The following is a 19,767-nucleotide window of genomic DNA, read 5'->3' on the forward strand; positions in this document are numbered from 1 at the left end:
GCCAGCAATCTCACCTCTTGACCAAACCAACAGGAAAACCGATGAGCCTTACCATTCGCCCGGCCTGCCCGGAAGACGCATCCGCTATTTACGACATGATTTATGAGCTGGCCGTGTATGAAAAAGCGCCGCAAGAGGTGGTCACCACCCCCGATGAGATCCGCGAGACGCTTTTTGGCGCGGGCAGCAATACCGAAGCGTTAATCTGTGAAATCGCGGGTAAAACCATCGGTTATGCCGTCTTCTTCACCAGCTACTCCACCTGGCTTGGCCGCAACGGTATCTATATGGAAGATCTCTATATCTCCCCGGATTATCGCGGCCAGGGCGCGGGCAGAGCGATGCTGAAACAGATTGCGCAATATGCCGTGCAGCGCCGCTGCGGCCGCCTTGAGTGGAGCGTGCTCGACTGGAACCAGCCGGCCATTGATTTCTACCTGAGCATCGGCGCGCTGCCGCAATCTGAATGGGTACGCTACCGCCTTGATGGCGACGCGCTACTGAAGTTTGCTGAATAAATGGCGCATACCGCAGCAGCGTGACGGACATAAAGTCTCACTCCGCTGCGGTGATTTTTGTGATAACAGCGCCTGACAGCGACAGGTGGTTTGACCTGGTGAGCGGCACTGGATTATAGGTATAGCGGGTACTATTCATTTCCTGAATCTAACGAGAAAAATATGAGCACAGATAATGTCTGGAACCACGCCTATACGCTCACCATCGACAGCAGCCCTGAAGCGATATGGCAGGCATTTACCGATACAGCGAACTGGAAGCGCTGGAATCCAGGCGTGAAAGCCATTCACGTCGAGGGGCCATTTGTAACAGGAAGCTGGTTCACGATGGAACTGCCGGAAGGTGACAGCATCCGCAGCCAGCTCGTGGATGTCTGCGACGAAAAATACTTTATTGATGAGACCTGGGTGGATCAAACCCGCGTCGTTGTGGAACACCGTATTGAACCCTTAAGCGGCGACCAGAGCCGGGTTGTCTATGCCATCAGCACAGAAGGCCCGAATGCGCAGGCTTTCGGCGAAGGCATCAGCGCAGACTTCCCTGAGGTAATTGCAGGGCTGGCAAAATACCTGGCTGAAACCGGACTAAACACTGCAAAGCAATAATCTGTCGAGCCTCAAGCAAAGCGGGCGTAATGCCCGCCAGGAACAGAGAAAGCGGATATTTATTCAGAGAGAAGAAGAGGAGATTTCTTTCACTTCTGCTTGAGGATTCGCTTCTTTAACCGCGCGTAAAAAATCAGCGAAATTATGGTTGAAGAGGGTAATGTTGTGATAAAAGCTGACCTGTTTTTCCGCGCCATCGCTCTGCCATGTCACCACCCAGTTTCGTCTGTTATTGACTCTCATGTAGCCCGGCTTCACCCGTACTATTTTTGCAAGCGGAACTTTAAGCTTCACCGTTTCCTTAATCTGATAAAAAAACGCATCGTCGTAGTAATAGAGCGTGCGGGATGCGAATAAACCGAACAATGACGGTGGCGTGGAAATTTTTCTTAGCCCGTTGCTCTCGGTAATAATTTTTTTCGGATGACGTAGCGCTCTATAGAAATATCTCATCAAAGTTAAAAGCAGAATGAAAGGAATGAGCCCCACTAAAACAGATAAAACTTCGCGCATACTCTTCTCCAGAGTTTTGGCGGTAGGATCTTCGCCGGTAATAAAAAGTGCAATTAATTTCAGTAAAAACAACAAATGTAATGTTTCAGTTCATTCTCAATCGCTGCTGCCGAGCGTCTTCATTTCCGCCAGCAACCAGCCTTCAAAACTCTCCAGCGCGGCTTCATTGATTCCCGTCTCCGTCGGTTTTACTAAACAGAATCTTTTGCTCAGGCTTTCTGATGCAGGCCACGGTGAAACAAGCGTACCGCAGCGCAACTCATTCTCGATATACATACGCGGAACCAATGCGACGCCCTGCCCCGCCATCACGGCCGCGATGGCCATTTCATGCAGATCATAGCGCGCGCCCTGCGCCGGGTTATAGAGATCTATTCCGCTCTCCTGCGCATAGCGATGCCATGCATCGGGATTCTGTCGGCGGTGAATACGCGGAAGTGCGTTTAACTGCTGATTAACGTCATCATGAGTCAAGAGTGCAGGATGGCAAACCGGCAGCAGATTTTCCTGAAACAGAAACTGCATCCGCATGCCTGCCCACGCGGAGTGTTCAAAATGAATAACGGCGTCAAAACCGCTGCCCGGCAAAATAAAAGGATCCGTTCGGGCGGCAATATTTAAGGTTATATGCGGGAACAACGCGTTAAAGCTGTTCAGGCGGGGAATCAGCCAGCGGCTGGAAAAGGTCGGCAGGACAGCGATATCGAGGCTTTTACTGCCTTGCGGCATGCCCATTATGTATTGCGTGTCTCTTTCCAGCCGATCGAGGGTTTCACGCACATGATGCGCGTAGCGCGTGCCGACCGGATTAAGCTTTACCCGGCTTCCCACGCGGTCAAAGAGTTTACAGTTCAGTAGCGCTTCAAGGCGCGCAATCTGGCGGCTAATCGCCCCTTCCGTTAACGATAGCTCCTCTGCCGCCCGGGCAAAATTTCCGTGCCGCGCGGCGGCATCAAAAGCCTGCAGCGATGCACTACTGGGTATTTTTCTGCGCATAGAAGAGGCTCCTTGCTCTCGCCTTTAATGACTAAATGTCACTGATACGTGACATATTATCGATTTCAAGCGGTTAAACCAGCTTGTAGCATGATGAAAAATCATTGAGCAAACCTGTTTGCTTGCGTTTATGACTCATGTGGAGATGGGCTGATGTTTTATACCGTGGAGTGCTCCTATACCGATGCTGAAAGCGAGGCTGAATGGAATGCGTTTTACAGCCAGCAAAAGCTACCCGCGTTAATATCTGTTACTGGCTTTACCACCTCTCAACGCTTTCGTGCTCTTCAATCTGGCTGCCCGACTTATCTTGCCATTCACACCGTCGATGATGCGGATGTGCTCAGCAGTGAGGAGTACCGTTTAAAAGGAGGCGGTAATTTTTCCCGTTGGCAGGCCTGCATTACTGACTGGCACCGTAACCTCTATACCGGTGACGGCCTTGCTCCAGCCCTCGCTTGCAATGAAATTTTGCTATTGAGCGCAACACCAATCGGCTTTTTAGAATCAGAACTGGGATATCGAGGCCTGAAAATGGCTGCGGTGGCGCTGGATAAAAGCCCTGCCCGGCGCGTTGCCTATGTTTTGCCTGCTGAAGTTGCTTCGCCCTTTACGGATATGCCCGGTGTCTGGCTCTACGAGGCTTTTACACCGCAGTTGCGGAGCACTGAAAAAAGAACGCCATAACGTCATGCCTAATCTGACTTTTTATCTTTCTGAAAATCATGCTGACAAGTTTCAAAACCTTGATGCGTTAACCGACAGATGCAGCGCCCTCTGCTGTGACATCCTCGGCGCAGAACGTAAAAATGTGCATATCATTTTCATCAATGTAAAGCCGGGCTGCGGGCAACCGGTCTATGCCGAGCTATTTTTCCGTCTCACCCCATTGCGAAGCCCCGAAGTGATGGAGAAGTTTATGCGTGAACTGGATCTTGCCACGCAACAGGCCTCGGGCCTGACGACCCGTATTCGCTGCTTTGGATCGCAAGCAGAACACCTTTTTGCCCGCAACTAACCCCGAGGTCGTAATGAGCCACCCTTTTCCGTTCCGCCAGATTGGCGATTTCCAGATAACCGCGCTGAGTGACGGCACAATGTCAGCCAGTCTGGAACTGTTATCAGGTATTGAAACCGCTGATGCGGATGCTATTCAGTGCGGTGCCGGCATCGATAAGCCCGGCGATATTCATATAAACAGTTACCTTATTCGCGGCCGGGGGCGGGTTATTCTGGTCGATGCTGGCGCAGGCGCGCCGGGGCAGCTCACCGCCAATCTTGCCGCAGCGGGTGTCAGCCCTGACGAGGTCGATACCGTTTTATTAACGCACTGCCATCCGGATCATATTGGAGGCCTGCTCGACGCGGAACAAAAGCCGGTTTTGAAACGCGCTGAAATTATCCTGCACCCTCTCGAAGCGCAGCACTGGCGGGATGATCAAAAACGCGAAATGGCGAATGAGCGCGGGCAGCGTAATTTTTTGCTGGCGCGGCAAACCTTAGACGCTTATGCCCCGAAAACACGTTTTTTCAACGGCGAGAAGATAGCTGAAGACATTCTTCCAGTATGGTTGCCGGGCCATACCCCCGGGCATAGCGGTTTTCGTATCGATTCAGAGAGTGAATGCTTATTGATATGGGGCGATATTGTCCATTACCCGCATATTCAGTCAGCGCAACCGGCTGTTTCTATTCTGTTCGACGTCGATCCCGCGCAGGCCGAGGAAACCCGGAAAAAAATAATGGAACAAGCGGCCAGCGAGAAACTGCTTATTGCAGGTATGCATTTAAATCAGACAGGGTTTGCCCGCGTTTTCCGGGATGGGAGTGGCTACCGTATTGATTACGCTGAAAAATAAGTAGATTGCCTGGCTGGCGGGCAGGGACGTTATGCCGCTGCGCCAGGCATTTATCTTCTCCTTCCTCACCCTCTGAAGCTAACGAGGGATAAAAATTCGCTACCCATTCTCTTTTTTATCACTCCCTGTCTCGACCTTTTCGCAAAAAGCTATCACGAGACAGCCTTATGAATGCCCGCGCTTTCAGTGACAAATTCAATGTCACTTCGGCGAGCTAACATTGCCGGTTTTTATGTCGCGCGCACGGTTCCGTTGGCGCGTTTCTGCCTCTCTCCAGCGTTAACACCCGCTTCGTTTACCTTTTTCCCTTAACAAAAAATAGATTAATTTTTCTTATGTTTTAATAGGCGGAGCGCGATTTCCTTATTACGAACCACTACAAAAATGCAACTGATTTAAAAGTAAAAATCGCTATTGAAATGCCTGAGGTGTCGGCGTACAGTAAAAACACTGTATATAAATACAGTATTAAACATCACTTAAAGGAGATCACATATCATGGCTACTAATGAAAACAGCACCGCCATTACGGAAGTCGCCTCTTTTGCAGCACTGCGTGCACGTAAACCTGCCACCGAGGGTGAACGTGTTTTTCTGACCTCATGGAATGCGCGGGCAGCCACCGATCGATCGATCAATTATGGCGACGGATGGTTTATCGGAAACCTGGTGGCGGGCAGTGACGATGGCGGTTTTATCGCCAGCAACGGCGGGGCATACCACTGGCGACGCGATGCGGATATTGACGCACTCACCGTTCACGATTTTGGTGCCGTACCGGGCGGCACCGTTGACTGTGCTCCTGCCGTCAAAGCGATGTACGAATTTATGAATGGCGCTTTTGCCCGTGGCGCAACCAACAATCTCTCCAGCAAAGTTGGCGTCCGTTTCGGTGCAGGCACCTATCTGATTAAGCCGCTCGATATGCGCCGTTACGGCAACAAGATCGCAGCCAACGACGCTGAACTGCCTTATAACCCAAGCGGTTACTTTGCCGCGGGCGACTTTGTCCTGCGCGGTGTGACCACCAGTTTCGGTAAACAGATTGCGACCCGCATTGTTTCCGATAAATCGAATTCAGCCGTGCTGGCGCTCAACCACCGTTATTTCTCCATTTACGGCATTGAGTGGGAGGGGCAGCAAACCGTCAAGCAGGATGAGAAGAGTAACCTGCTGATTGGCGCCACGCTTGGGGTGTTCAACGATACCGCTTCCAACAAGCAGCCGTTTATTACCAACGAATGCGTAGGCGGCACCTTTGCTAACGTCTCTTATTTCAAGGCCAGCAATACCGGCGAAGCGGCGATTTACTATCTCGACAGCCTCGACAGTAAATTTAACCAGATCTACTGCAGCAAGGTGGCGGGCCCGGTGATCAAAGTTGGCTGGAGTAACCGCCCAGCAGGCTCCTGGGATCACTCCACGGCGATTGAGCTTTCTGAATTTAACTTCCAGTACTGCTATGCACCGGCAATCTGGATCCCGCGTCACGGCCAGGGGCTGATCCGCAACGGCTGGATTGAGCACAGCGCGGTGCCGATGGATATCAACAATGGTCAGTGGCTGATTGAGGCGCTGAGCATTGAATCATCGACGTATGACGCCGTGTTCTTCAACTCACGCGTGGTGATGTCGCAATGGTCAAACCCAACCGGCGTCAATTATGACCGTACTACCGAGCCTGGCAGCGATAAGTGGTTCAGCTACCCGAAAAACCCGGACGGCAGTGCGATCACCGCCAAGCTTTCCGGCTATGAAATGGGCATGTCGCTGTTTCAGAACAGCGGCACTTATCTGGACAACCCGCTACGCGCTAAGTGGCTGAGCGGCGTGCTGCGCGGCACCATCGACAGCAAAAAACTGTGGCTAAATATCGGTTCGTTCCAGATGCCGCAAACCGGCACCCACTGGAAGATTGAGGTCGATTGCCGCAGCAGTTACGGCAGCCTGGGCGGAAGCGGCCCAATGCCGGTAAATAACGATCGCTCGGCGGGAACGCTGCATATTCACGTTGCGCGCGGTGCTGCGGATGTTCCGGCCGTGACCTACTGGATGGAGGGTGCGCCGGGCATTACCGAGGTGAAGTATATTGCTCAGGAGTTCAACAAGGTACTACCGGGCCTGTGGATCAAACTTCCGGCGACCATTGGCGAGTATGCGGTGCACGTTCGCGGCACCGGTGAAACCCGCCAGAATGCCGGGCAATGGGCAATCTTTACGCCGGATGGTCAAGTGCAGGCTGAAGCACCGAACGGCGTGGATGCCGAACCCCGCGCGTCAATGCACAACGGTAAAGCGGGCTTCGGTGCGCAAAGAGATGTCGCGGCAATCAGTACCCGTTCGCAGGCCTCATCCAGCGTACCGGTTGAGCAGTCCAAGCCGCGCCAGTGGATGCGGGTAAATATCAACGGCGTTGAGTATGCGATGCCTTACTACGCCTTTACGCCGCAGATTAAGACCCAGCCGGCGGCAACCGTTTCTGTTGCCACAGGCGCTACGCTGAGCCTGACCGTGGACGCCAATGATGCCGCCAGCTATCAGTGGCAGAAATCCCCCAACGGCACCAGCTGGAGCAATATCTCCGGTGCGAACAAGGCGACATACAGTAAGGATGCTGTTGCCTCGGGCGATGCAGGACAGTATCGCTGCGTGATCAAAGGGCAAGTTGGGGCAGTGGACTCCTCTGTAACCACCAACCAGGTGACAACCAACACGTCAGTGGTGACCGTCACCGCCTGATAAACCTGACTAAACAGAAGAAAAGCCACTCTCTAAAATCCACGCGCTTGCGTGGATTTTCTTTGCCTTCGGCTGACGCACCGTACCCTACTCGTCTTTTAAGTTCTTACTCATATTGATGCCGGTTACGCCAAAGCCGATGGCTTCATAAACATGGCGCGCCCGCGCGTTATCACCCGCCACGCGAAGGCGGATCTGCTCAACGCCTTTCGCCCGCATCTCATCCTCAAAAGCCCGCAGTGCGCCTTTCCCAAGGCCCTGCCCCTGACAGGCGTCGAAGATATGAAAATCATAAATAAAGACGGTTTGCATCGAAGCATCGGGTTTATACCAGAGGTAACCGACATGCTTCTCGCCCTCCGCCAGCAGGCAGACCAGAACGTGGCCCGGCGTATTAACGCCTGCGGGGAGATCGTCTGCGATCTCCTGCGTGGCTCTGGCCAGCGCCTCTGCCTCAGAAAGGCGATAGTTTGCGGCAATCTCTTGCGCATAATCCGCAATGAAATAGTCCAGATAAGCCGGGTATTCATCCTCACGCATGGGACGCAATGTAATCATCGGTATTCCTTTTATTAAAGCGGGATACGCATCGCCGCCCTGAGTTATCGGCATTCACAATAAAGCGCCTGGTGAACGCTGTCAGCATAAAAGCGCCTGGCAATGTGAATCCCCTCAGTTAATGCGAAGCACAATCTTGCCCTGAATACCGCCCTGCGAAGCGCGCTGATGCGCGGCGGCAGGCACCGCGATGTACTCGGCATAAGCTCCGCTGCCTTTCATCAGATCCTGCGGAAATCTCACCTCTCATCACCCGCGCGAAAAGCGTGCGGGTTGCCGCCTCTCGCCCTATCGTCTCTGTTGTTACGCCTCGCCTGACTATCTGGACAAGCACGGTATGCCGCAGCATCCCGATGAACGGGTGGATCATGAGACGGTGAATCTGCGCTATAAAAGCAGCGGGCAGCTGTTTCGCTGGTCGTTCAACGTAGGGGATCGGGAGATTGAGTCAGTGCTCCCCGCCGCACTCGTCGTTGATGCCAGCGAAGGTGTGCTGACCACCGTAGCGGCAGGCGCAGGCATTGGAATGGCAGCGAGTTTTATGGCTGCGTCATGGGTTGAACGAGGCGCGCTTGTCACTGATTTGAGCAATACAAGCGCCTGTGGCTGAGCAGAGGCGCTGGCAAAAATTAAACGTCCAGCGTGCGAAGCACCACCAGCTCAAGGGCGTTACGCAGGACATCTTTACGGATCACATCCGTTTCAGTCTCTACGCGGGCGATAAGCGCCAGCATGATGTCTTTATTCGCTACCGTCGCTTTCACGGCCTGAAGCTCACGAGTCACCTCGTCAATGATCTCTTTTTCTGCCTCAAAGACCGAAAAAACTGACTGGAGGGTCTGCGGGAGTGTTGCGGTCGGATTATTCATTTTATTCACTCATTAAGTGGGCCCGGATTACGCATGGTTGGGCCGGCAGCCTGGTAGCGAGGTAAGTTGTACAACTTACCCATGCAAACTTGTACAAGTTGCTACTATAGTCCCACTCATTCAGAACTGCAATGTCACACCTGAAATAATTCACCGCGCAATGAGTTGTTATGAGGCGTTTTTCTTTCCTGCGAGCGAAAAGCACGCACCCGGCCGCCGCCAGTGCCAGCGCCGGGTGATATTAAAAACGCCGCTTATGCAGACATGCCGCCATCAATCACCAGTTCAGCACCGCTGACGTAACTGCTTTCGTCCGAGGCGAGGAACAACGCCGCCGCCGCCACTTCATCAGGGTGTCCCAGCCGCTTCGCCGGGATCTGCGCGCTCAGCGTCTGCCTGACCTCATCGCTCGCCTGGCTGAACATCGGCGTATCCGTGGGTCCAGGGCTGAGGGTGTTGACTCGGATGCCGCGCGGAGCCAGCTCGCTGGTCCAGGTTCGCGCATAAGATCGCACCGCGGCTTTGCTGGCGGCGTAAGTGCCATACCCGGAAACCGCCATGCTGCCGGCAATCGAGCCAAGCAGCACGATGGTGCCGCCCTCACCCATCTGCGTGATGGCCTGCTGCACCGTGAGCACCATTGCGCGCACGTTAAGGCCAAAAGCGCGGTCGATATGCTCTTCCGTGCTCTCCTCAAGGCTCGCCGGTTCGGAAACACCTGACGAGTAGACGAGAATGTCGAGGCCTCCGGCTTTGGCATGAATGGCGTCAAACAGCCGGGTGCGGTCCTGGGTATTTGTGATGTCCGCCGCAATCGCTTCAACGTTACCGCCAATACGCGTCACCGCTTCTGCCAGCTGCGCTTCGCGTCGGCCGGTGATGAAAACATGGGCGCCCTCTTGCGCAAATCGCTGAGCAATCGCAAGGCCGATACCGCTGTTACCGCCGGTCACCAGGGCGGTCTTACCTTCAAGTTTCAACATGGCTACTCCAGAACGTGGGATGGACGCCTGATGATACATTTCGTATATTTACCGTCAATTACGCACCTGATATACACCAGATATAGAGAAGGTAACCTTATGTCGACCGATATCCCTGCCCTGCTGGCTGAAATCAACAGCACACGCCCGATCCTTGAACAGGTTGCCAACAAATGGTCGGTATTGATCCTGACCGTGCTGTGCAGCGAACCCTCGCGCTTTAACGCCATTAAACGCCGGCTCGATCCCATTACCCATAAAGCATTGACTGAGGCGCTGCGCCGCCTTGAGCGTAACGGGCTGGTTAACCGCCGCGTCATCGCCTCATCACCGGTGGCGGTCGAATACTCCATCACCCCCCTGGGCCGCTCTTTACAGGACCCATTTGTGGCCTTGGTGAGCTGGGCGAGGCAATACGGCGTGGCGATTGAGCAGGCACAAGAGGTTTACGACGCGCGGCGTGCCACGGAAGAAGAGGGGTAATTTTCCCGCGTAAACAACGGGTGCAGGATTTACGCAATGAAAGCAGATAACAATTCAAAGAAGATCTGCGTTGAGCGAACAGCGGAGATTGACCGCTAGCGAAAAGTCTGGGGGGTATCTTTATCATCCGCAGCCGCATACAACATGACCAGAGTGCTAATCAGATTCTGTTCGACATGGATAGAACTCAACGTCTGACCTGCACTGCACCCGATCATGAAAGGGATTCATATTACCGTGAGATATGGTCACTTCCTCTTGCTCCGCGTTTCTGGCAAAACTATAGCGGAACTGTAACGGTAACACTTCAGGTTGCACATGCATTAGCAGCGCTCGCTCCCCTCCGGTCACGTACTCCTGTACGCACCGGGGATCCGCTTACTTGCCGCCTTTGCGCAACTCGAATTATGTAGAGTACAGAGGCGATAAAATTTCATATCAGACGTCGGATGCGGTTTCTATGACTACACAATTTACCTTCACGATTAAGAGCGGGCGTTTTGACGAACATTATAACCCCTCCGAAAGTACGCGTATTACTACTAACTTTGCCAATCTGGCAAGAGGTGAGAACCGCCAGCAGAATCTGCGTAATACTCTGGCGATGATCAACAATCGTTTTAACAGCTTAGCCTGTTGGGATAATCCTGAAGGCGATCGTTATGCCGTTGAACTGGATATTATTTCTGTGACGATGAATATCGACGGCAGTGGTAATGCCTTTCCGGCAATAGAAATATTAAACACCACGATCATCGATAAAAAAACCGATCGACGCATCGCCGGAATTACCGGTAATAATTTCTCCTCATACGTGCGCGATTATGACTTTAGCGTGCGTCTGTTGGACCACAATAAAAACCAGTCAGCATTCACTATTCCGGATGATTTTGGCGAACTGCACGGCAATATTTTTAAGCATTTTGTCCGCTCCGATGAATACAAAAATGCATTTAAAAAACCACCGGTGATCTGCCTGAGTGTGTCCAATAAAAACGCCTATTATCGCACCGGCAATCAGCACCCTGTTTTAGGATACGAATACCAGCAGGATGGCACATCGCTGACTGAAACCTATTTCAAAAAAATGGGCCTGCAGGTCCGGTACTTCATGCCGTCAGGTAGCGTTGCGCCGTTCGCCTTCTTTTTTATTGGCGATCTGCTGAGTGATTACAGCAATCTGGAACTCATTAGCACTATCAGCACCATGGAGACGTTCCAGAAGATCTATCGCCCGGAGATTTACAACGCAAATGCCGCAGCGGGCCTGCATTATCAGCCCGACCTGAATAATCAGGATCACTCATTAACCAAAATTATTTACGATCGCGAAGAGCGTAGCCAGCTGGCGATTGAGCAGGGGAAGTTTACGGAAAAACATTTTATCGAACCCTACAGGGATATTCTTGAGCAATGGTCTGCCCGCTACCCGCTTTGATTTATTAAAATATAAGGTCACCTGCTATGAAAACATTGCTCCCCACTTCTACCGCCGGTAGCTTGCCTAAACCATCCTGGCTGGCCCAGCCTGAAACGCTCTGGTCGCCGTGGAAACTGCAGGACGCAGAACTTATCGCCGGGAAACAGGATGCGCTGCGCTTGTCCCTCGACGAACAGTTACGGGCCGGAATTGATATTGTCAGCGACGGTGAGCAAACCCGTCAGCACTTTGTCACCACTTTTATCGAACATCTGAGCGGCGTCGATTTCGAGAAACGCGAAACCGTGAGAATTCGTAACCGTTACGATGCCAGCGTCCCGACCGTTGTGGGTGCCGTGGAGCGTCAGAAACCGGTATTTGTTGAAGATGCCCGCTATTTACGTCAGTTGACGAAGCAGCCAATCAAATGGGCGCTACCGGGACCGATGACGATGATCGATACGCTTTACGATAATCACTATAAAAGCCGTGAAAAGCTCGCCTGGGAGTTTGCTAAAATTCTCAATCAAGAAGCCCGTGAATTAGAGGCGGCAGGCGTGGATATTATCCAGTTTGACGAACCGGCGTTTAATGTCTTTTTCGATGAGGTCAACGACTGGGGTATTGCCGCTCTGGAAAGAGCTATCGAAGGGCTTAAGTGCGAAACCGCCGTGCACATCTGCTATGGCTACGGGATCAAAGCTAACACCGACTGGAAAAAGACGCTGGGTTCAGAATGGCGTCAGTACGAACAGGCGTTCCCGAAACTGCAAACTTCAGGTATCGATATTATCTCGCTGGAGTGCCATAACTCCCGTGTACCGATGGATCTCCTTGAACTGATTCGTGGCAAAAAAGTGATGGTTGGGGCCATTGATGTGGCGACCAGTACGGTTGAAACCCCAGAGGAGGTTGCTGAGACGCTGCGTAAGGCGCTGCAGTTCGTCGATGCCGATAAGCTCTATCCCTCCACCAACTGCGGAATGGCTCCGTTGTCGCGTCAGGTCGCCACCGGCAAGCTTAATGCTTTAAGCGCAGGCGCGGATATTATTCGCCGCGAGATTCTGAATAAATAAATCTGACGCACGACGAAAATAATAAAATCTGTCTGGCGACCGGGACGTTCGCCAGACATTTAATCAGTATGTAAAAACCACAGGTAGTTTCCTGCTTGCGGCGGCTAAATCAGCTATGAGCCGATCCGGCCATCAGACGACTTCAACGGCTCTGCATTTTTCCTGTCCCCTCATCTGAGGCTGTTTTAGTCGTTGCCAATGCGGCACTGAGATCGGGAAACTTATTGATCGCTTCCATCCCACAACGTTCGTCGGACTCTGCACCGCCGGTGCCCGCCATGCCGATAGCACCGATCAACTGACCTTGATATTTCACCGGCACGCCGCCGCCGAGCAGCAATAACTCATGCACCGTGTTGAGGTTGGCGGTCTCTGGCGAAGCCTGCGCTTGCTTCGCAAACTGCCGGGTCGGCGTTTTGGTCGACAGCGCCGTAAACGCTTTGCGCCAGGCAGCCTGCGTATTGTGCGGCCCGATGTTGTCATCGCGTATCAGCGTGACAAGATTGCCACCGCGATCGACCACTGCCACCACGCCCTGGCGATGCATGTCATGACAAACCGATAACGCTTCGGTTGCCAGCTGCGTGGCAAGCGCCTGCGTCATCTCATAAACGGTGGCGGGCGTCGCAGCCAGCGTCGTCGCGGGACCTGCCGCCAGCAGCAGCGCGAGCATAAGACGTTTCATCTGCTGTTAGCTCCCACGGTAGGTGGAGTAGCCATACTGGCTCAGCAGCAGCGGAACGTGATAGGTGGTCTTTGTATTATCGATATGGAACTCGACCGGAATTTCCGGGAAGAAGCTCGGCTGTTTCTGGTCGGCGAAGTATTTACCGGTTTTGAAGATCACCCGATAGTCGCCCGCGGCAAACGGTTTTTCCGGCCACAGAGCACTGATGCGCCCGTCCTGATTGGTGCTGGCGGTGTTGAGCACCGTCCAGTTATCCCCCTGCTTCTGCTCAAGCGTCACCGTAACATTGGCGGCCGGCAGCCCGGTTTGCTGATTCAGCACATGGACGCTCAGCGGGTTTTTATCGGCCGCGAAAGTGAGAGCGGGCGCGGCAAGCAGTGCAGCCAGGGTTAACGCAGCGATAGACTTTTTCATGTTGGATTCTCCTGTGTTGATGACCCGGTATTTATACCTTCACGCTTGCCGCAATTGCCTGTCAGAAAGATGACCATATTGTCATCTGGCGCTGAAAGGCTGGGGCGTCTCAATATTTCGTGGCACACTGCGCCGATGAAACTGTTACTGATTGAAGACAACCTGAAAGCCAGCGCCTGGGTGCGCAAAGGGCTTGAAGAGGCGGGCTATATCGTCGATTACGCAGCGGACGGGCGCGATGGCCTGCATCTGGCGCTGGCGCACCCGTATAGCCTGGTGATCCTCGATATTATGCTGCCGGGCATGGATGGCTGGCAGGTGCTGAAAACCCTGCGTACCGCAAGTCAGATGCCGGTGATCTGCCTTACCGCCCGCGACTCGGTAGAGGATCGGGTTAAAGGGCTGGAGCTGGGTGCGAACGATTACCTGGTCAAACCCTTCTCCTTTGCCGAACTGCTGGCGCGCGTCAAGAATCAGCTTCGTCAGCACCAGCCGCACAGCACGACGCTACGCGTCGCCGATCTGGTGATGGATTCGGCGCGTTTTCAGGTGACACGAGATGGCATGCCCATCGCGCTGACGCGCAAAGAGTTTATGCTGCTGTGGCTACTCGCCAGCCGTCACGGCGAGATCCTGCCGCGCACGCTGCTGGCAAGTGAGATTTGGGGCGTCAATTTTGATAGCGAAACCAACATTGTTGATGTCGCCATTCGCCGCCTGCGCCGCAAAGTCGATGATCCATTTGCGCAAAAGCTGATCACCACCGTCCGGGGCATGGGGTACTGCCTCTCCGTGCAGGAGCCAGGCGATGCATAGCCCCTCCCTGACGCTCAGGTTGACGGCGATTTTTACGCTGATCATGGCGCTGGCCTGCGGCGGCATCAGCCTGATCCTCTATAACGCCCTGCGCAGTGAGCTGGTGTGGCGCGACGACCAGACGCTGATCAACCGCGCCGCGCAGCTGCGCCAGCTGCTGCAAGATGGCGCTCAGCCGGAGTCGCTGCCGCTCTACTTCAACCGCATGGTCGATATTCGCCAGGATATTCTCAGCATCCACCCGCAGCAGGCGCAAAACGTCACCATTAACCATACCGGCGTCGCGTTGCCGGATATCGCACCAACCCCGGTTAACACTCCGCCCAGCGCGCAGCAGCTGCACCGCTGGCGCAGCGCGGATGATATGGACGCCTCAGCGCTCAGCCTGCAGGCCAACTCGCCGCACGGGACTGTCACCGTCACGCTTGCCCGTGTGGCGCGCGAGCGGGCGATGATGCTTGAGCGCTACCGCCAGCAAAGCATTCTGGTGTCACTGGCGGCCATTCTGCTCTGCGCCGCCCTTAGCCCGCTGCTGATTCGCCGTGGGCTGCGGGCCATTGGCCGCTTAAGCCAGATTGTGGCCGAGACCGCCAGTGACCGGTTAAATCAGCCCGTGCCATTGCAGGCGATCCCGCAGGAGTTGCTCCCCCTTGGCAAGGCGCTTAACGCTATGCGTCAGAGCCTGTCGACAGACTTTATCCGCCTCACCCAGTTTGCTGACGATCTGGCCCATGAGATCCGCACCCCGATCAACGTTATGTTAGGCCAGAATCAGGTGGCGCTGGGTCATCAGCGTTCCGTTGCCGAGTACCAGGCGCTGCTCGAAGGGAACATTGAGGAGCTGGAAGCGCTGTCGCGGCTGACGGAAAACATTCTCTTCCTTGCGCGCGCCACGCATCACAATATCAGGCTCAATCAGGAAACCTTCTCGCTCAGTGAGGCGCTGGAGATGGTGGTCGATTTTCTCGAACCGCTGGCGGAAGAGCGTGAAATGGCGATCGAGCTGAATGCGCAGGGCAGCCTCACCGCCGATAAAATGTTGTTTCAGCGGGCGATAACCAACCTGCTGACCAACGCCATTCGCTATGCGCCAGGAAACGGCACCATTGCCGTCAGCACAATTCAGGGCGGTAACTCGGTTGAAATTGAAGTGGCGAACGACGGGGAGCCGCTTGCCGAGCCGGAGAAAGCCTTCGAGCGCTTCTGGCGGGGAGATAATGTCCGTCACACCGCCGGCAGCGGGCTGGGGTTATCGCTGGTGAGCGCCATCGCCGCGCTACACGGCGGCAGCGCCTATTATCGCCACGCGCAGGGCAAGAACATTTTCGGCCTGCGTTTGCCCGCCTGACCCGTCGCGCAAATAGCATTAAACAGGGTAAAGCAGCGCCGCGCCATACAGCCCGAGGCCATAGGCCAGATGCGTCAGCAGGCTGAATACCCGCGCCCGCCATGGCCTGGGCGTGCGCGAGGCCGCAATGCCAAAACCCAGCGCCGGCTGCATAATCAGCCAGGGTGCAGGCAGCGTAAACACGCCTGTCAGCACCCCCGTCAGCAGAAGCGGTTCGCGCAGCCATGACGAACCCTGGAGCAAAAATGGGATCGCCGCAAACAGGATGCCGGTGAGGTAATGGAATGCCCAGCCGGTAAAACCCTCGCCTCTGATATAAGGCGTTGAGAGGATGGTGTTATGCCGCCCCTTTCCCCGCATGAGCCACAACAGCCAGCGCCCCACCAGCCCATAGTTCAGCGGCGGCACGCGAAGCAGCTTTTTCTGACACATCGACCAGCCATCCATCAGCAGCGTTGCGCCAGTGCCGGTGACGATAATCTGAAGCACAAGAGTGTTATCCATTTTTCCTTCCCCTGATAAAGAGATGCTAAGGTGTCGGCGAGTGTGCAACGTGAAGTGAGGTTTAAGTCAACGGTGAAAGAGCTGGATATTGGGGAAGTGGCGGCGCTTTCCGGCATAAAGCCCTCCGCGCTGCGGTTTTACGAAAAGAGGGGCTTAATCAAACCGATTGGCCGCAACGGGCTGCGAAGGCAGTATCCGCAAAGCGTGCTGAATAAGTTGCAGCTGATCGTGCTCGGCCAGGCGGCAGGCTTCTCGCTGGATGAGATGGCGGCAATGTTAAACCCGCAGGGCAGGGTCGCTATCAACCGCGAGCAACTTCAGCAGCGCGCGCAGGCAATTGACGAGACGATTTGTAAGTTGCAGTTATTCAGCGAGGGGCTAAAGCATGCCGCCCGCTGCCCGGCCCCGGAGCATACCGAGTGTGCGTCGTTCAAAAAACTGGTGAGCCGAGGGCTGCGGCTGATCGCGCGCAAATAACGTCAACGCAAATGCATTACTCATCATGATAGCGGGTCGAGCGACTCTCCTTCTTAGCCGAGTGCATCCAGCAGCGGCCATAGAGGGTTGACGCGTAGTGGCGACCGCGATCGTCAGTAATCTTGCAGTGGCAGGCAAAAGGCTCAACGGAGGCAGCGCCTTCAATTAATGCCGTATCGACTCCCCGGGGACTAAAATCGACGATGATCTCGACGTTATTCACCCAATCCGGTCGAATACGCTGTCTGTTCAGCAGCTTTGTCAGCATACTCATGTAATAGCGCACCAGATGATTTATCAATGCCTCGCGCGCCTCGAGCCGGGTTTCGGGCAATGCAATCCCTACGGAGGTGAATCGGTGCCTGATCGCAAAGTGCTTTAGCAGCCCCAGAGACCAGTAGCCATGAAAATCATTATTGCGGCTCACAAAGCTCGAATTGAGCGCATTAGCGATGCCCTTAAGCTCACGTCGTCTTGCCATCATTACTCCCTGTTTGCAGATCAATGGCCTCGCCAATATTAGGGGTTGCGCGCCTGTTGTTGTCCTTCAAAGGATTATCCATGTTAGAACATAGCGTTAATCATTGATTGAACAAATGCTCAAATTACAGGAATCGCTATGCCATATACATCAGCAACGCCGCGGCTCTTTTACCGCACGCAGGGAGAAGGCCCGTTAGTCATCATGCTTCATGGTCTGTTGATGGATAGCAGATGCTGGGTGGATAACGGCTTCATCTCTGCGTTGAGTCCCCATTTTCAGGTGGTGTGTCCGGATCTGCCCGGCCACGGGGCGAGCGATAAACCTGATAATCAGGCTGCCTACACCCAACAGCGCCAGGCGTTAGCCATCGTCAATCTGATGGATGAACTGGGGTCTGAAAAAGCGCATATCATCGGCTACTCTGCCGGTTCCTGGCTGGCGATGGAGCTGATAAACGCTCACGCAGATCGCCTGCACTCTGTGGTGTTGGGGGGATGGGATTGTGAAGCTGGCCTGCCTGAAACGCCTGTTGGCAAGCTGACGTTTGAGATGTTTATTGCTTATGCCCGGCAAGTCGCGCCGGAACTCACCGCCTCGCTCACCCCTGAGGATGAAAAAGGGGCGGAGCACTTTTTCAATGAACTGAGAAAACATGCTCAGGACGCGGAGGGCTTTTTCCCCAGCCCTGTCCCGCTGCGGTTTTGGGCGGGCGCTGATGACCCCTATTACGCCGCAATGGCTGCGTTAGCCACGCGCTATGATATACCGCTTTTCGCCGGTAAAGGTGATCACCTGAGTGAAGTGAACCATCCAGCGAGTGCCACCCTGAGTGCGATCCTGAATTTTGTCAGTAATCCTCAAGCGTCCGGGCGGGCATAACTTCTGCAGCGAGAGGGAGCAGCCACGCCTGGCCTGCTCCCCCTTTGCGGTTACCACACGCTTAGTTCGTCACCGCAACTTTCATTGCCGGGCGCTGCGGCAGTAGCCAGAGAAACGCCATGATAATCAGCGCCAGCGTCAGTGACGCGCTATAGCGGCTCAACGCAAGGCCGCCATCTGCGACAGGTTTATCGAGGAAATCACCGACTACCGCACCCAGTGGGCGAGTCAGAATAAACGCGGCCCAGAAGAGTGCGGTGCGCGACAGCGAGGTAAAGCGGCTGGCGGCCCAGATAATCGCCAGCGCGCCGACAAACAGCAGGATGCCGCCATCATAGCCCAGCCCTTCGCTGTCTGCGGTCCAGTCACCCAGCGCGGTGCCGAGAGTCTGTGAAAACATAATGGTGACCCAGTAAAAGCTCTCCGTGACGCCATTGTTGACTGAGCTGACAGCGATGGTGCCGCAGGTCAGGCGCCAGACAAGCAGTGAAAGCAACAGCAGCGAACTCAGCAGCAGCGTGCCGCCCAGATAACCTATCCCGAGTGAGCGATCGGCAAAGTCCGCAAGCGTCGTGCCAACGGTCGTGGTGGCAACTACCGTAAACCAATAGATCCACTTATTAAAGCTGTGGCGTTCAATCTGCACCACCACGGCAATCAAAAAGATGATGGCGAAAATCAGCGTCCCGGTGAGGTAGCCCAGATTCATCGACATGGTCACTGCATCACCACCGGTCTCACCCAGCGTTGTCGCAGCAATCTTGGTTAACCAGAACGTCAGCGTCACAGCGGGAACTTTGCTGGCGACGGTTTGATGTGCGGACTTATTTTGCATAAGGGAGGCTCCGGAATAGCCCGGGATGGGCTAGCGTAGCACTTACATTATCGGAGTATTCTTAAGCGAGGATTAAGTAACACCGATAAATTGCAGAAATTTTGCGCGACAGCCGGGGCACAATACCTGGCGCAAATATAAAAATGGGCAGCATCAGGTTTTCTGCAATTTCATATGCAAAAGCGGATAGGGCCGCCTCTGGCCATCATGCTCAGAGCGGCCCACCACCTCAAAGCCCTGCTGTTGATAAAACCCCACCGCTTGCGGATTCTGTTCATTGACGTCCAGCTCATCCGCGCCCTGCGCGATGGCGTGTTGCAGGAGCACTTTGCCGGTGCCTTTTCCGCGCCGGGCGGCATCGACAAACAGCATCTCGATCCTGTTGTCACTGACACCGACAAAGCCGACGATGGAGCCATCTTCAACCAGCCGGGCAATCGACAGCGTGACGGCAGGGAAATAGAGATTTTCTAACAGCGGGCGCAGCGCCTCAATATCCTCCTCCGGTAAGAACTCGTGGGTGGCACGCACCGATGACTCCCAGATGTCCAGTAATGTCGCGTAGTGAGCGGGCCTGCCCGCTTCAATCGTTATCATCATCTTCCTCTCCGTAATGGCTTAACAGCGCGGAATGCATATTAGCAGCCTCGAATGCCAGCTACACTTTCAGCGGCTTAAACGAATAGAAACCAGTTATTAAAG

26 protein-coding genes are annotated in these 19,767 nt (G+C 54.3%); 14 read left to right on the forward strand and 12 right to left on the reverse strand.

Annotated elements, in window-relative coordinates:
- The first annotated feature begins 41 nt into the window (after positions 1 to 41).
- Together IAE48_RS02900 and IAE48_RS02905 are read left to right on the forward strand one after the other, a co-directional pair.
- The gene (locus IAE48_RS02900) at positions 42 to 518 is read left to right on the forward strand and encodes a GNAT family N-acetyltransferase (RefSeq protein WP_200133405.1); all 477 of its coding nucleotides are present in this window, start codon (positions 42 to 44) and stop codon (positions 516 to 518) included.
- A gap of 162 nt (positions 519 to 680) precedes the next feature.
- The gene (locus IAE48_RS02905; RefSeq protein WP_200133406.1) at positions 681 to 1,124 is read left to right on the forward strand and encodes an SRPBCC family protein; all 444 of its coding nucleotides are present in this window, start codon (positions 681 to 683) and stop codon (positions 1,122 to 1,124) included.
- Positions 1,125 to 1,187: 63 nt separating this feature from the next.
- Here IAE48_RS02905 and IAE48_RS02910 read toward each other — a convergent pair whose 3' ends face one another.
- Entirely contained in the window at positions 1,188 to 1,637 is a 450-nt protein-coding gene (locus IAE48_RS02910; protein ID WP_233631381.1) for a hypothetical protein, read from the reverse strand.
- Positions 1,638 to 1,733: 96 nt separating this feature from the next.
- Complete coding sequence (locus IAE48_RS02915) at positions 1,734 to 2,633, reverse strand: LysR substrate-binding domain-containing protein (RefSeq protein WP_200133407.1); 900 nt, start codon at positions 2,631 to 2,633, stop codon at positions 1,734 to 1,736.
- A gap of 153 nt (positions 2,634 to 2,786) precedes the next feature.
- Here IAE48_RS02915 and IAE48_RS02920 point away from each other — a divergent pair, with 153 nt between their 5' ends.
- From IAE48_RS02920 to IAE48_RS02935, 4 genes are all read left to right on the forward strand, one after another.
- Entirely contained in the window at positions 2,787 to 3,320 is a 534-nt protein-coding gene (locus IAE48_RS02920; protein WP_200133408.1) for a sugar ABC transporter, read from the forward strand.
- 4 nt (positions 3,321 to 3,324) lie between these two features.
- Entirely contained in the window at positions 3,325 to 3,651 is a 327-nt protein-coding gene (locus IAE48_RS02925) for a hypothetical protein (protein ID WP_200133409.1), read from the forward strand.
- Between the two features lie 13 nt (positions 3,652 to 3,664).
- Positions 3,665 to 4,492 carry an MBL fold metallo-hydrolase gene (locus IAE48_RS02930; protein WP_200133410.1) on the forward strand — a complete coding sequence of 276 codons (828 nt, stop codon included), beginning with the start codon at positions 3,665 to 3,667 and terminating at the stop codon, positions 4,490 to 4,492.
- 498 nt (positions 4,493 to 4,990) lie between these two features.
- A complete protein-coding gene (locus tag IAE48_RS02935; protein ID WP_200133411.1) occupies positions 4,991 to 7,231 on the forward strand; it encodes an immunoglobulin domain-containing protein in 2,241 nt (746 codons plus the stop codon).
- A gap of 87 nt (positions 7,232 to 7,318) precedes the next feature.
- On the opposite strand, the gene IAE48_RS02940 is transcribed toward IAE48_RS02935, so the two are convergent.
- A complete protein-coding gene (locus tag IAE48_RS02940) occupies positions 7,319 to 7,789 on the reverse strand; it encodes a GNAT family N-acetyltransferase (protein ID WP_200133412.1) in 471 nt (156 codons plus the stop codon).
- A gap of 114 nt (positions 7,790 to 7,903) precedes the next feature.
- Positions 7,904 to 8,032, reverse strand: coding sequence for a hypothetical protein (locus IAE48_RS24205; protein WP_255568168.1), 129 nt, complete (start codon positions 8,030 to 8,032; stop codon positions 7,904 to 7,906).
- Between IAE48_RS24205 and IAE48_RS02945 the strand changes: the two genes are divergently transcribed.
- A complete protein-coding gene (locus IAE48_RS02945) occupies positions 8,010 to 8,399 on the forward strand; it encodes a LysR substrate-binding domain-containing protein (RefSeq protein WP_370568936.1) in 390 nt (129 codons plus the stop codon). The genes IAE48_RS24205 and IAE48_RS02945 overlap by 23 nt on opposite strands.
- Before the next feature lie 19 nt (positions 8,400 to 8,418).
- Here IAE48_RS02945 and IAE48_RS02950 read toward each other — a convergent pair whose 3' ends face one another.
- Positions 8,419 to 8,658, reverse strand: a complete 240-nt coding sequence (locus IAE48_RS02950; RefSeq protein WP_076770223.1) for a biofilm development regulator YmgB/AriR family protein — start codon at positions 8,656 to 8,658, stop codon at positions 8,419 to 8,421.
- Between the two features lie 254 nt (positions 8,659 to 8,912).
- Positions 8,913 to 9,641, reverse strand: a complete 729-nt coding sequence (locus IAE48_RS02955; RefSeq protein WP_200133413.1) for an SDR family NAD(P)-dependent oxidoreductase — start codon at positions 9,639 to 9,641, stop codon at positions 8,913 to 8,915.
- Between the two features lie 99 nt (positions 9,642 to 9,740).
- Here IAE48_RS02955 and IAE48_RS02960 point away from each other — a divergent pair, with 99 nt between their 5' ends.
- From IAE48_RS02960 to IAE48_RS02970, 3 genes are all read left to right on the forward strand, one after another.
- Positions 9,741 to 10,124, forward strand: coding sequence for a helix-turn-helix domain-containing protein (locus IAE48_RS02960; RefSeq protein ID WP_042713800.1), 384 nt, complete (start codon positions 9,741 to 9,743; stop codon positions 10,122 to 10,124).
- 460 nt (positions 10,125 to 10,584) lie between these two features.
- Positions 10,585 to 11,562, forward strand: a complete 978-nt coding sequence (locus IAE48_RS02965; protein ID WP_200133461.1) for a DUF1852 domain-containing protein — start codon at positions 10,585 to 10,587, stop codon at positions 11,560 to 11,562.
- A 26-nt stretch (positions 11,563 to 11,588) separates the two neighbouring features.
- On the forward strand, positions 11,589 to 12,620 hold the full coding sequence (locus IAE48_RS02970) for a methionine synthase (protein WP_042713804.1): 1,032 nt from the start codon (positions 11,589 to 11,591) through the stop codon (positions 12,618 to 12,620).
- Between the two features lie 142 nt (positions 12,621 to 12,762).
- On the opposite strand, the gene IAE48_RS02975 is transcribed toward IAE48_RS02970, so the two are convergent.
- Positions 12,763 to 13,305 (reverse strand): heme-binding protein, encoded by a 543-nt coding sequence (locus IAE48_RS02975; protein ID WP_200133414.1) that lies wholly within the window; start codon positions 13,303 to 13,305, stop codon positions 12,763 to 12,765.
- A gap of 6 nt (positions 13,306 to 13,311) precedes the next feature.
- The gene (uraH, locus tag IAE48_RS02980) at positions 13,312 to 13,722 is read right to left on the reverse strand and encodes a hydroxyisourate hydrolase (protein ID WP_042713806.1); all 411 of its coding nucleotides are present in this window, start codon (positions 13,720 to 13,722) and stop codon (positions 13,312 to 13,314) included.
- Positions 13,723 to 13,857: 135 nt separating this feature from the next.
- Here uraH and hprR point away from each other — a divergent pair, with 135 nt between their 5' ends.
- Positions 13,858 to 14,538: a response regulator transcription factor HprR gene (gene hprR, locus IAE48_RS02985; RefSeq protein ID WP_200133415.1), complete on the forward strand. Its 681-nt coding sequence runs from the start codon at positions 13,858 to 13,860 to the stop codon at positions 14,536 to 14,538.
- Complete coding sequence (locus tag IAE48_RS02990) at positions 14,531 to 15,886, forward strand: heavy metal sensor histidine kinase (RefSeq protein WP_200133416.1); 1,356 nt, start codon at positions 14,531 to 14,533, stop codon at positions 15,884 to 15,886. The genes hprR and IAE48_RS02990 overlap by 8 nt, the downstream gene beginning before the upstream one ends.
- An 18-nt stretch (positions 15,887 to 15,904) precedes the next feature.
- Here IAE48_RS02990 and IAE48_RS02995 read toward each other — a convergent pair whose 3' ends face one another.
- The gene (locus tag IAE48_RS02995) at positions 15,905 to 16,390 is read right to left on the reverse strand and encodes a DUF2938 domain-containing protein (RefSeq protein WP_200133417.1); all 486 of its coding nucleotides are present in this window, start codon (positions 16,388 to 16,390) and stop codon (positions 15,905 to 15,907) included.
- A gap of 72 nt (positions 16,391 to 16,462) precedes the next feature.
- Here IAE48_RS02995 and IAE48_RS03000 point away from each other — a divergent pair, with 72 nt between their 5' ends.
- A complete protein-coding gene (locus tag IAE48_RS03000) occupies positions 16,463 to 16,867 on the forward strand; it encodes a helix-turn-helix domain-containing protein (protein ID WP_200133462.1) in 405 nt (134 codons plus the stop codon).
- Positions 16,868 to 16,883: 16 nt separating this feature from the next.
- Here IAE48_RS03000 and IAE48_RS03005 read toward each other — a convergent pair whose 3' ends face one another.
- Positions 16,884 to 17,351 (reverse strand): hypothetical protein, encoded by a 468-nt coding sequence (locus IAE48_RS03005; RefSeq protein WP_200133418.1) that lies wholly within the window; start codon positions 17,349 to 17,351, stop codon positions 16,884 to 16,886.
- Positions 17,352 to 17,486: 135 nt separating this feature from the next.
- On the opposite strand from IAE48_RS03005, the gene IAE48_RS03010 reads away from it, so the two are divergent.
- Complete coding sequence (locus tag IAE48_RS03010; RefSeq protein ID WP_200133419.1) at positions 17,487 to 18,230, forward strand: alpha/beta fold hydrolase; 744 nt, start codon at positions 17,487 to 17,489, stop codon at positions 18,228 to 18,230.
- 61 nt (positions 18,231 to 18,291) lie between these two features.
- Here IAE48_RS03010 and IAE48_RS03015 read toward each other — a convergent pair whose 3' ends face one another.
- Positions 18,292 to 19,065, reverse strand: coding sequence for a hypothetical protein (locus IAE48_RS03015; RefSeq protein ID WP_200133420.1), 774 nt, complete (start codon positions 19,063 to 19,065; stop codon positions 18,292 to 18,294).
- Between the two features lie 153 nt (positions 19,066 to 19,218).
- Positions 19,219 to 19,662 carry a GNAT family N-acetyltransferase gene (locus IAE48_RS03020; RefSeq protein ID WP_200133463.1) on the reverse strand — a complete coding sequence of 148 codons (444 nt, stop codon included), beginning with the start codon at positions 19,660 to 19,662 and terminating at the stop codon, positions 19,219 to 19,221.
- Positions 19,663 to 19,767 lie beyond the last annotated feature (105 nt).

The organism is Kosakonia sp. S57 (genome assembly GCF_016516575.1).
GTDB lineage: Bacteria > Pseudomonadota > Gammaproteobacteria > Enterobacterales > Enterobacteriaceae > Kosakonia > Kosakonia cowanii.

Coding starts and splice junctions, on each gene's coding strand:
- IAE48_RS02995 (WP_200133417.1), bottom strand. CDS start 16,390: ATGGATAACACTCTTGTGCTTCAGATTATCGTCACCGGCACTGGCGCA.
- IAE48_RS02990 (WP_200133416.1), top strand. CDS start 14,531: ATGCATAGCCCCTCCCTGACGCTCAGGTTGACGGCGATTTTTACGCTG.
- IAE48_RS02915 (WP_200133407.1), bottom strand. CDS start 2,633: ATGCGCAGAAAAATACCCAGTAGTGCATCGCTGCAGGCTTTTGATGCC.
- IAE48_RS02960 (WP_042713800.1), top strand. CDS start 9,741: ATGTCGACCGATATCCCTGCCCTGCTGGCTGAAATCAACAGCACACGC.
- IAE48_RS02970 (WP_042713804.1), top strand. CDS start 11,589: ATGAAAACATTGCTCCCCACTTCTACCGCCGGTAGCTTGCCTAAACCA.
- IAE48_RS02935 (WP_200133411.1), top strand. CDS start 4,991: ATGGCTACTAATGAAAACAGCACCGCCATTACGGAAGTCGCCTCTTTT.
- IAE48_RS02965 (WP_200133461.1), top strand. CDS start 10,585: ATGACTACACAATTTACCTTCACGATTAAGAGCGGGCGTTTTGACGAA.
- IAE48_RS02950 (WP_076770223.1), bottom strand. CDS start 8,658: ATGAATAATCCGACCGCAACACTCCCGCAGACCCTCCAGTCAGTTTTT.
- IAE48_RS03015 (WP_200133420.1), bottom strand. CDS start 19,065: ATGCAAAATAAGTCCGCACATCAAACCGTCGCCAGCAAAGTTCCCGCT.
- IAE48_RS02930 (WP_200133410.1), top strand. CDS start 3,665: ATGAGCCACCCTTTTCCGTTCCGCCAGATTGGCGATTTCCAGATAACC.
- IAE48_RS02975 (WP_200133414.1), bottom strand. CDS start 13,305: ATGAAACGTCTTATGCTCGCGCTGCTGCTGGCGGCAGGTCCCGCGACG.
- IAE48_RS03020 (WP_200133463.1), bottom strand. CDS start 19,662: ATGATAACGATTGAAGCGGGCAGGCCCGCTCACTACGCGACATTACTG.
- IAE48_RS02955 (WP_200133413.1), bottom strand. CDS start 9,641: ATGTTGAAACTTGAAGGTAAGACCGCCCTGGTGACCGGCGGTAACAGC.
- IAE48_RS02920 (WP_200133408.1), top strand. CDS start 2,787: ATGTTTTATACCGTGGAGTGCTCCTATACCGATGCTGAAAGCGAGGCT.
- hprR (WP_200133415.1), top strand. CDS start 13,858: ATGAAACTGTTACTGATTGAAGACAACCTGAAAGCCAGCGCCTGGGTG.
- IAE48_RS03005 (WP_200133418.1), bottom strand. CDS start 17,351: ATGATGGCAAGACGACGTGAGCTTAAGGGCATCGCTAATGCGCTCAAT.
- IAE48_RS02925 (WP_200133409.1), top strand. CDS start 3,325: ATGCCTAATCTGACTTTTTATCTTTCTGAAAATCATGCTGACAAGTTT.
- IAE48_RS02910 (WP_233631381.1), bottom strand. CDS start 1,637: ATGCGCGAAGTTTTATCTGTTTTAGTGGGGCTCATTCCTTTCATTCTG.
- IAE48_RS02900 (WP_200133405.1), top strand. CDS start 42: ATGAGCCTTACCATTCGCCCGGCCTGCCCGGAAGACGCATCCGCTATT.
- IAE48_RS02940 (WP_200133412.1), bottom strand. CDS start 7,789: ATGATTACATTGCGTCCCATGCGTGAGGATGAATACCCGGCTTATCTG.
- IAE48_RS02905 (WP_200133406.1), top strand. CDS start 681: ATGAGCACAGATAATGTCTGGAACCACGCCTATACGCTCACCATCGAC.
- IAE48_RS03010 (WP_200133419.1), top strand. CDS start 17,487: ATGCCATATACATCAGCAACGCCGCGGCTCTTTTACCGCACGCAGGGA.
- uraH (WP_042713806.1), bottom strand. CDS start 13,722: ATGAAAAAGTCTATCGCTGCGTTAACCCTGGCTGCACTGCTTGCCGCG.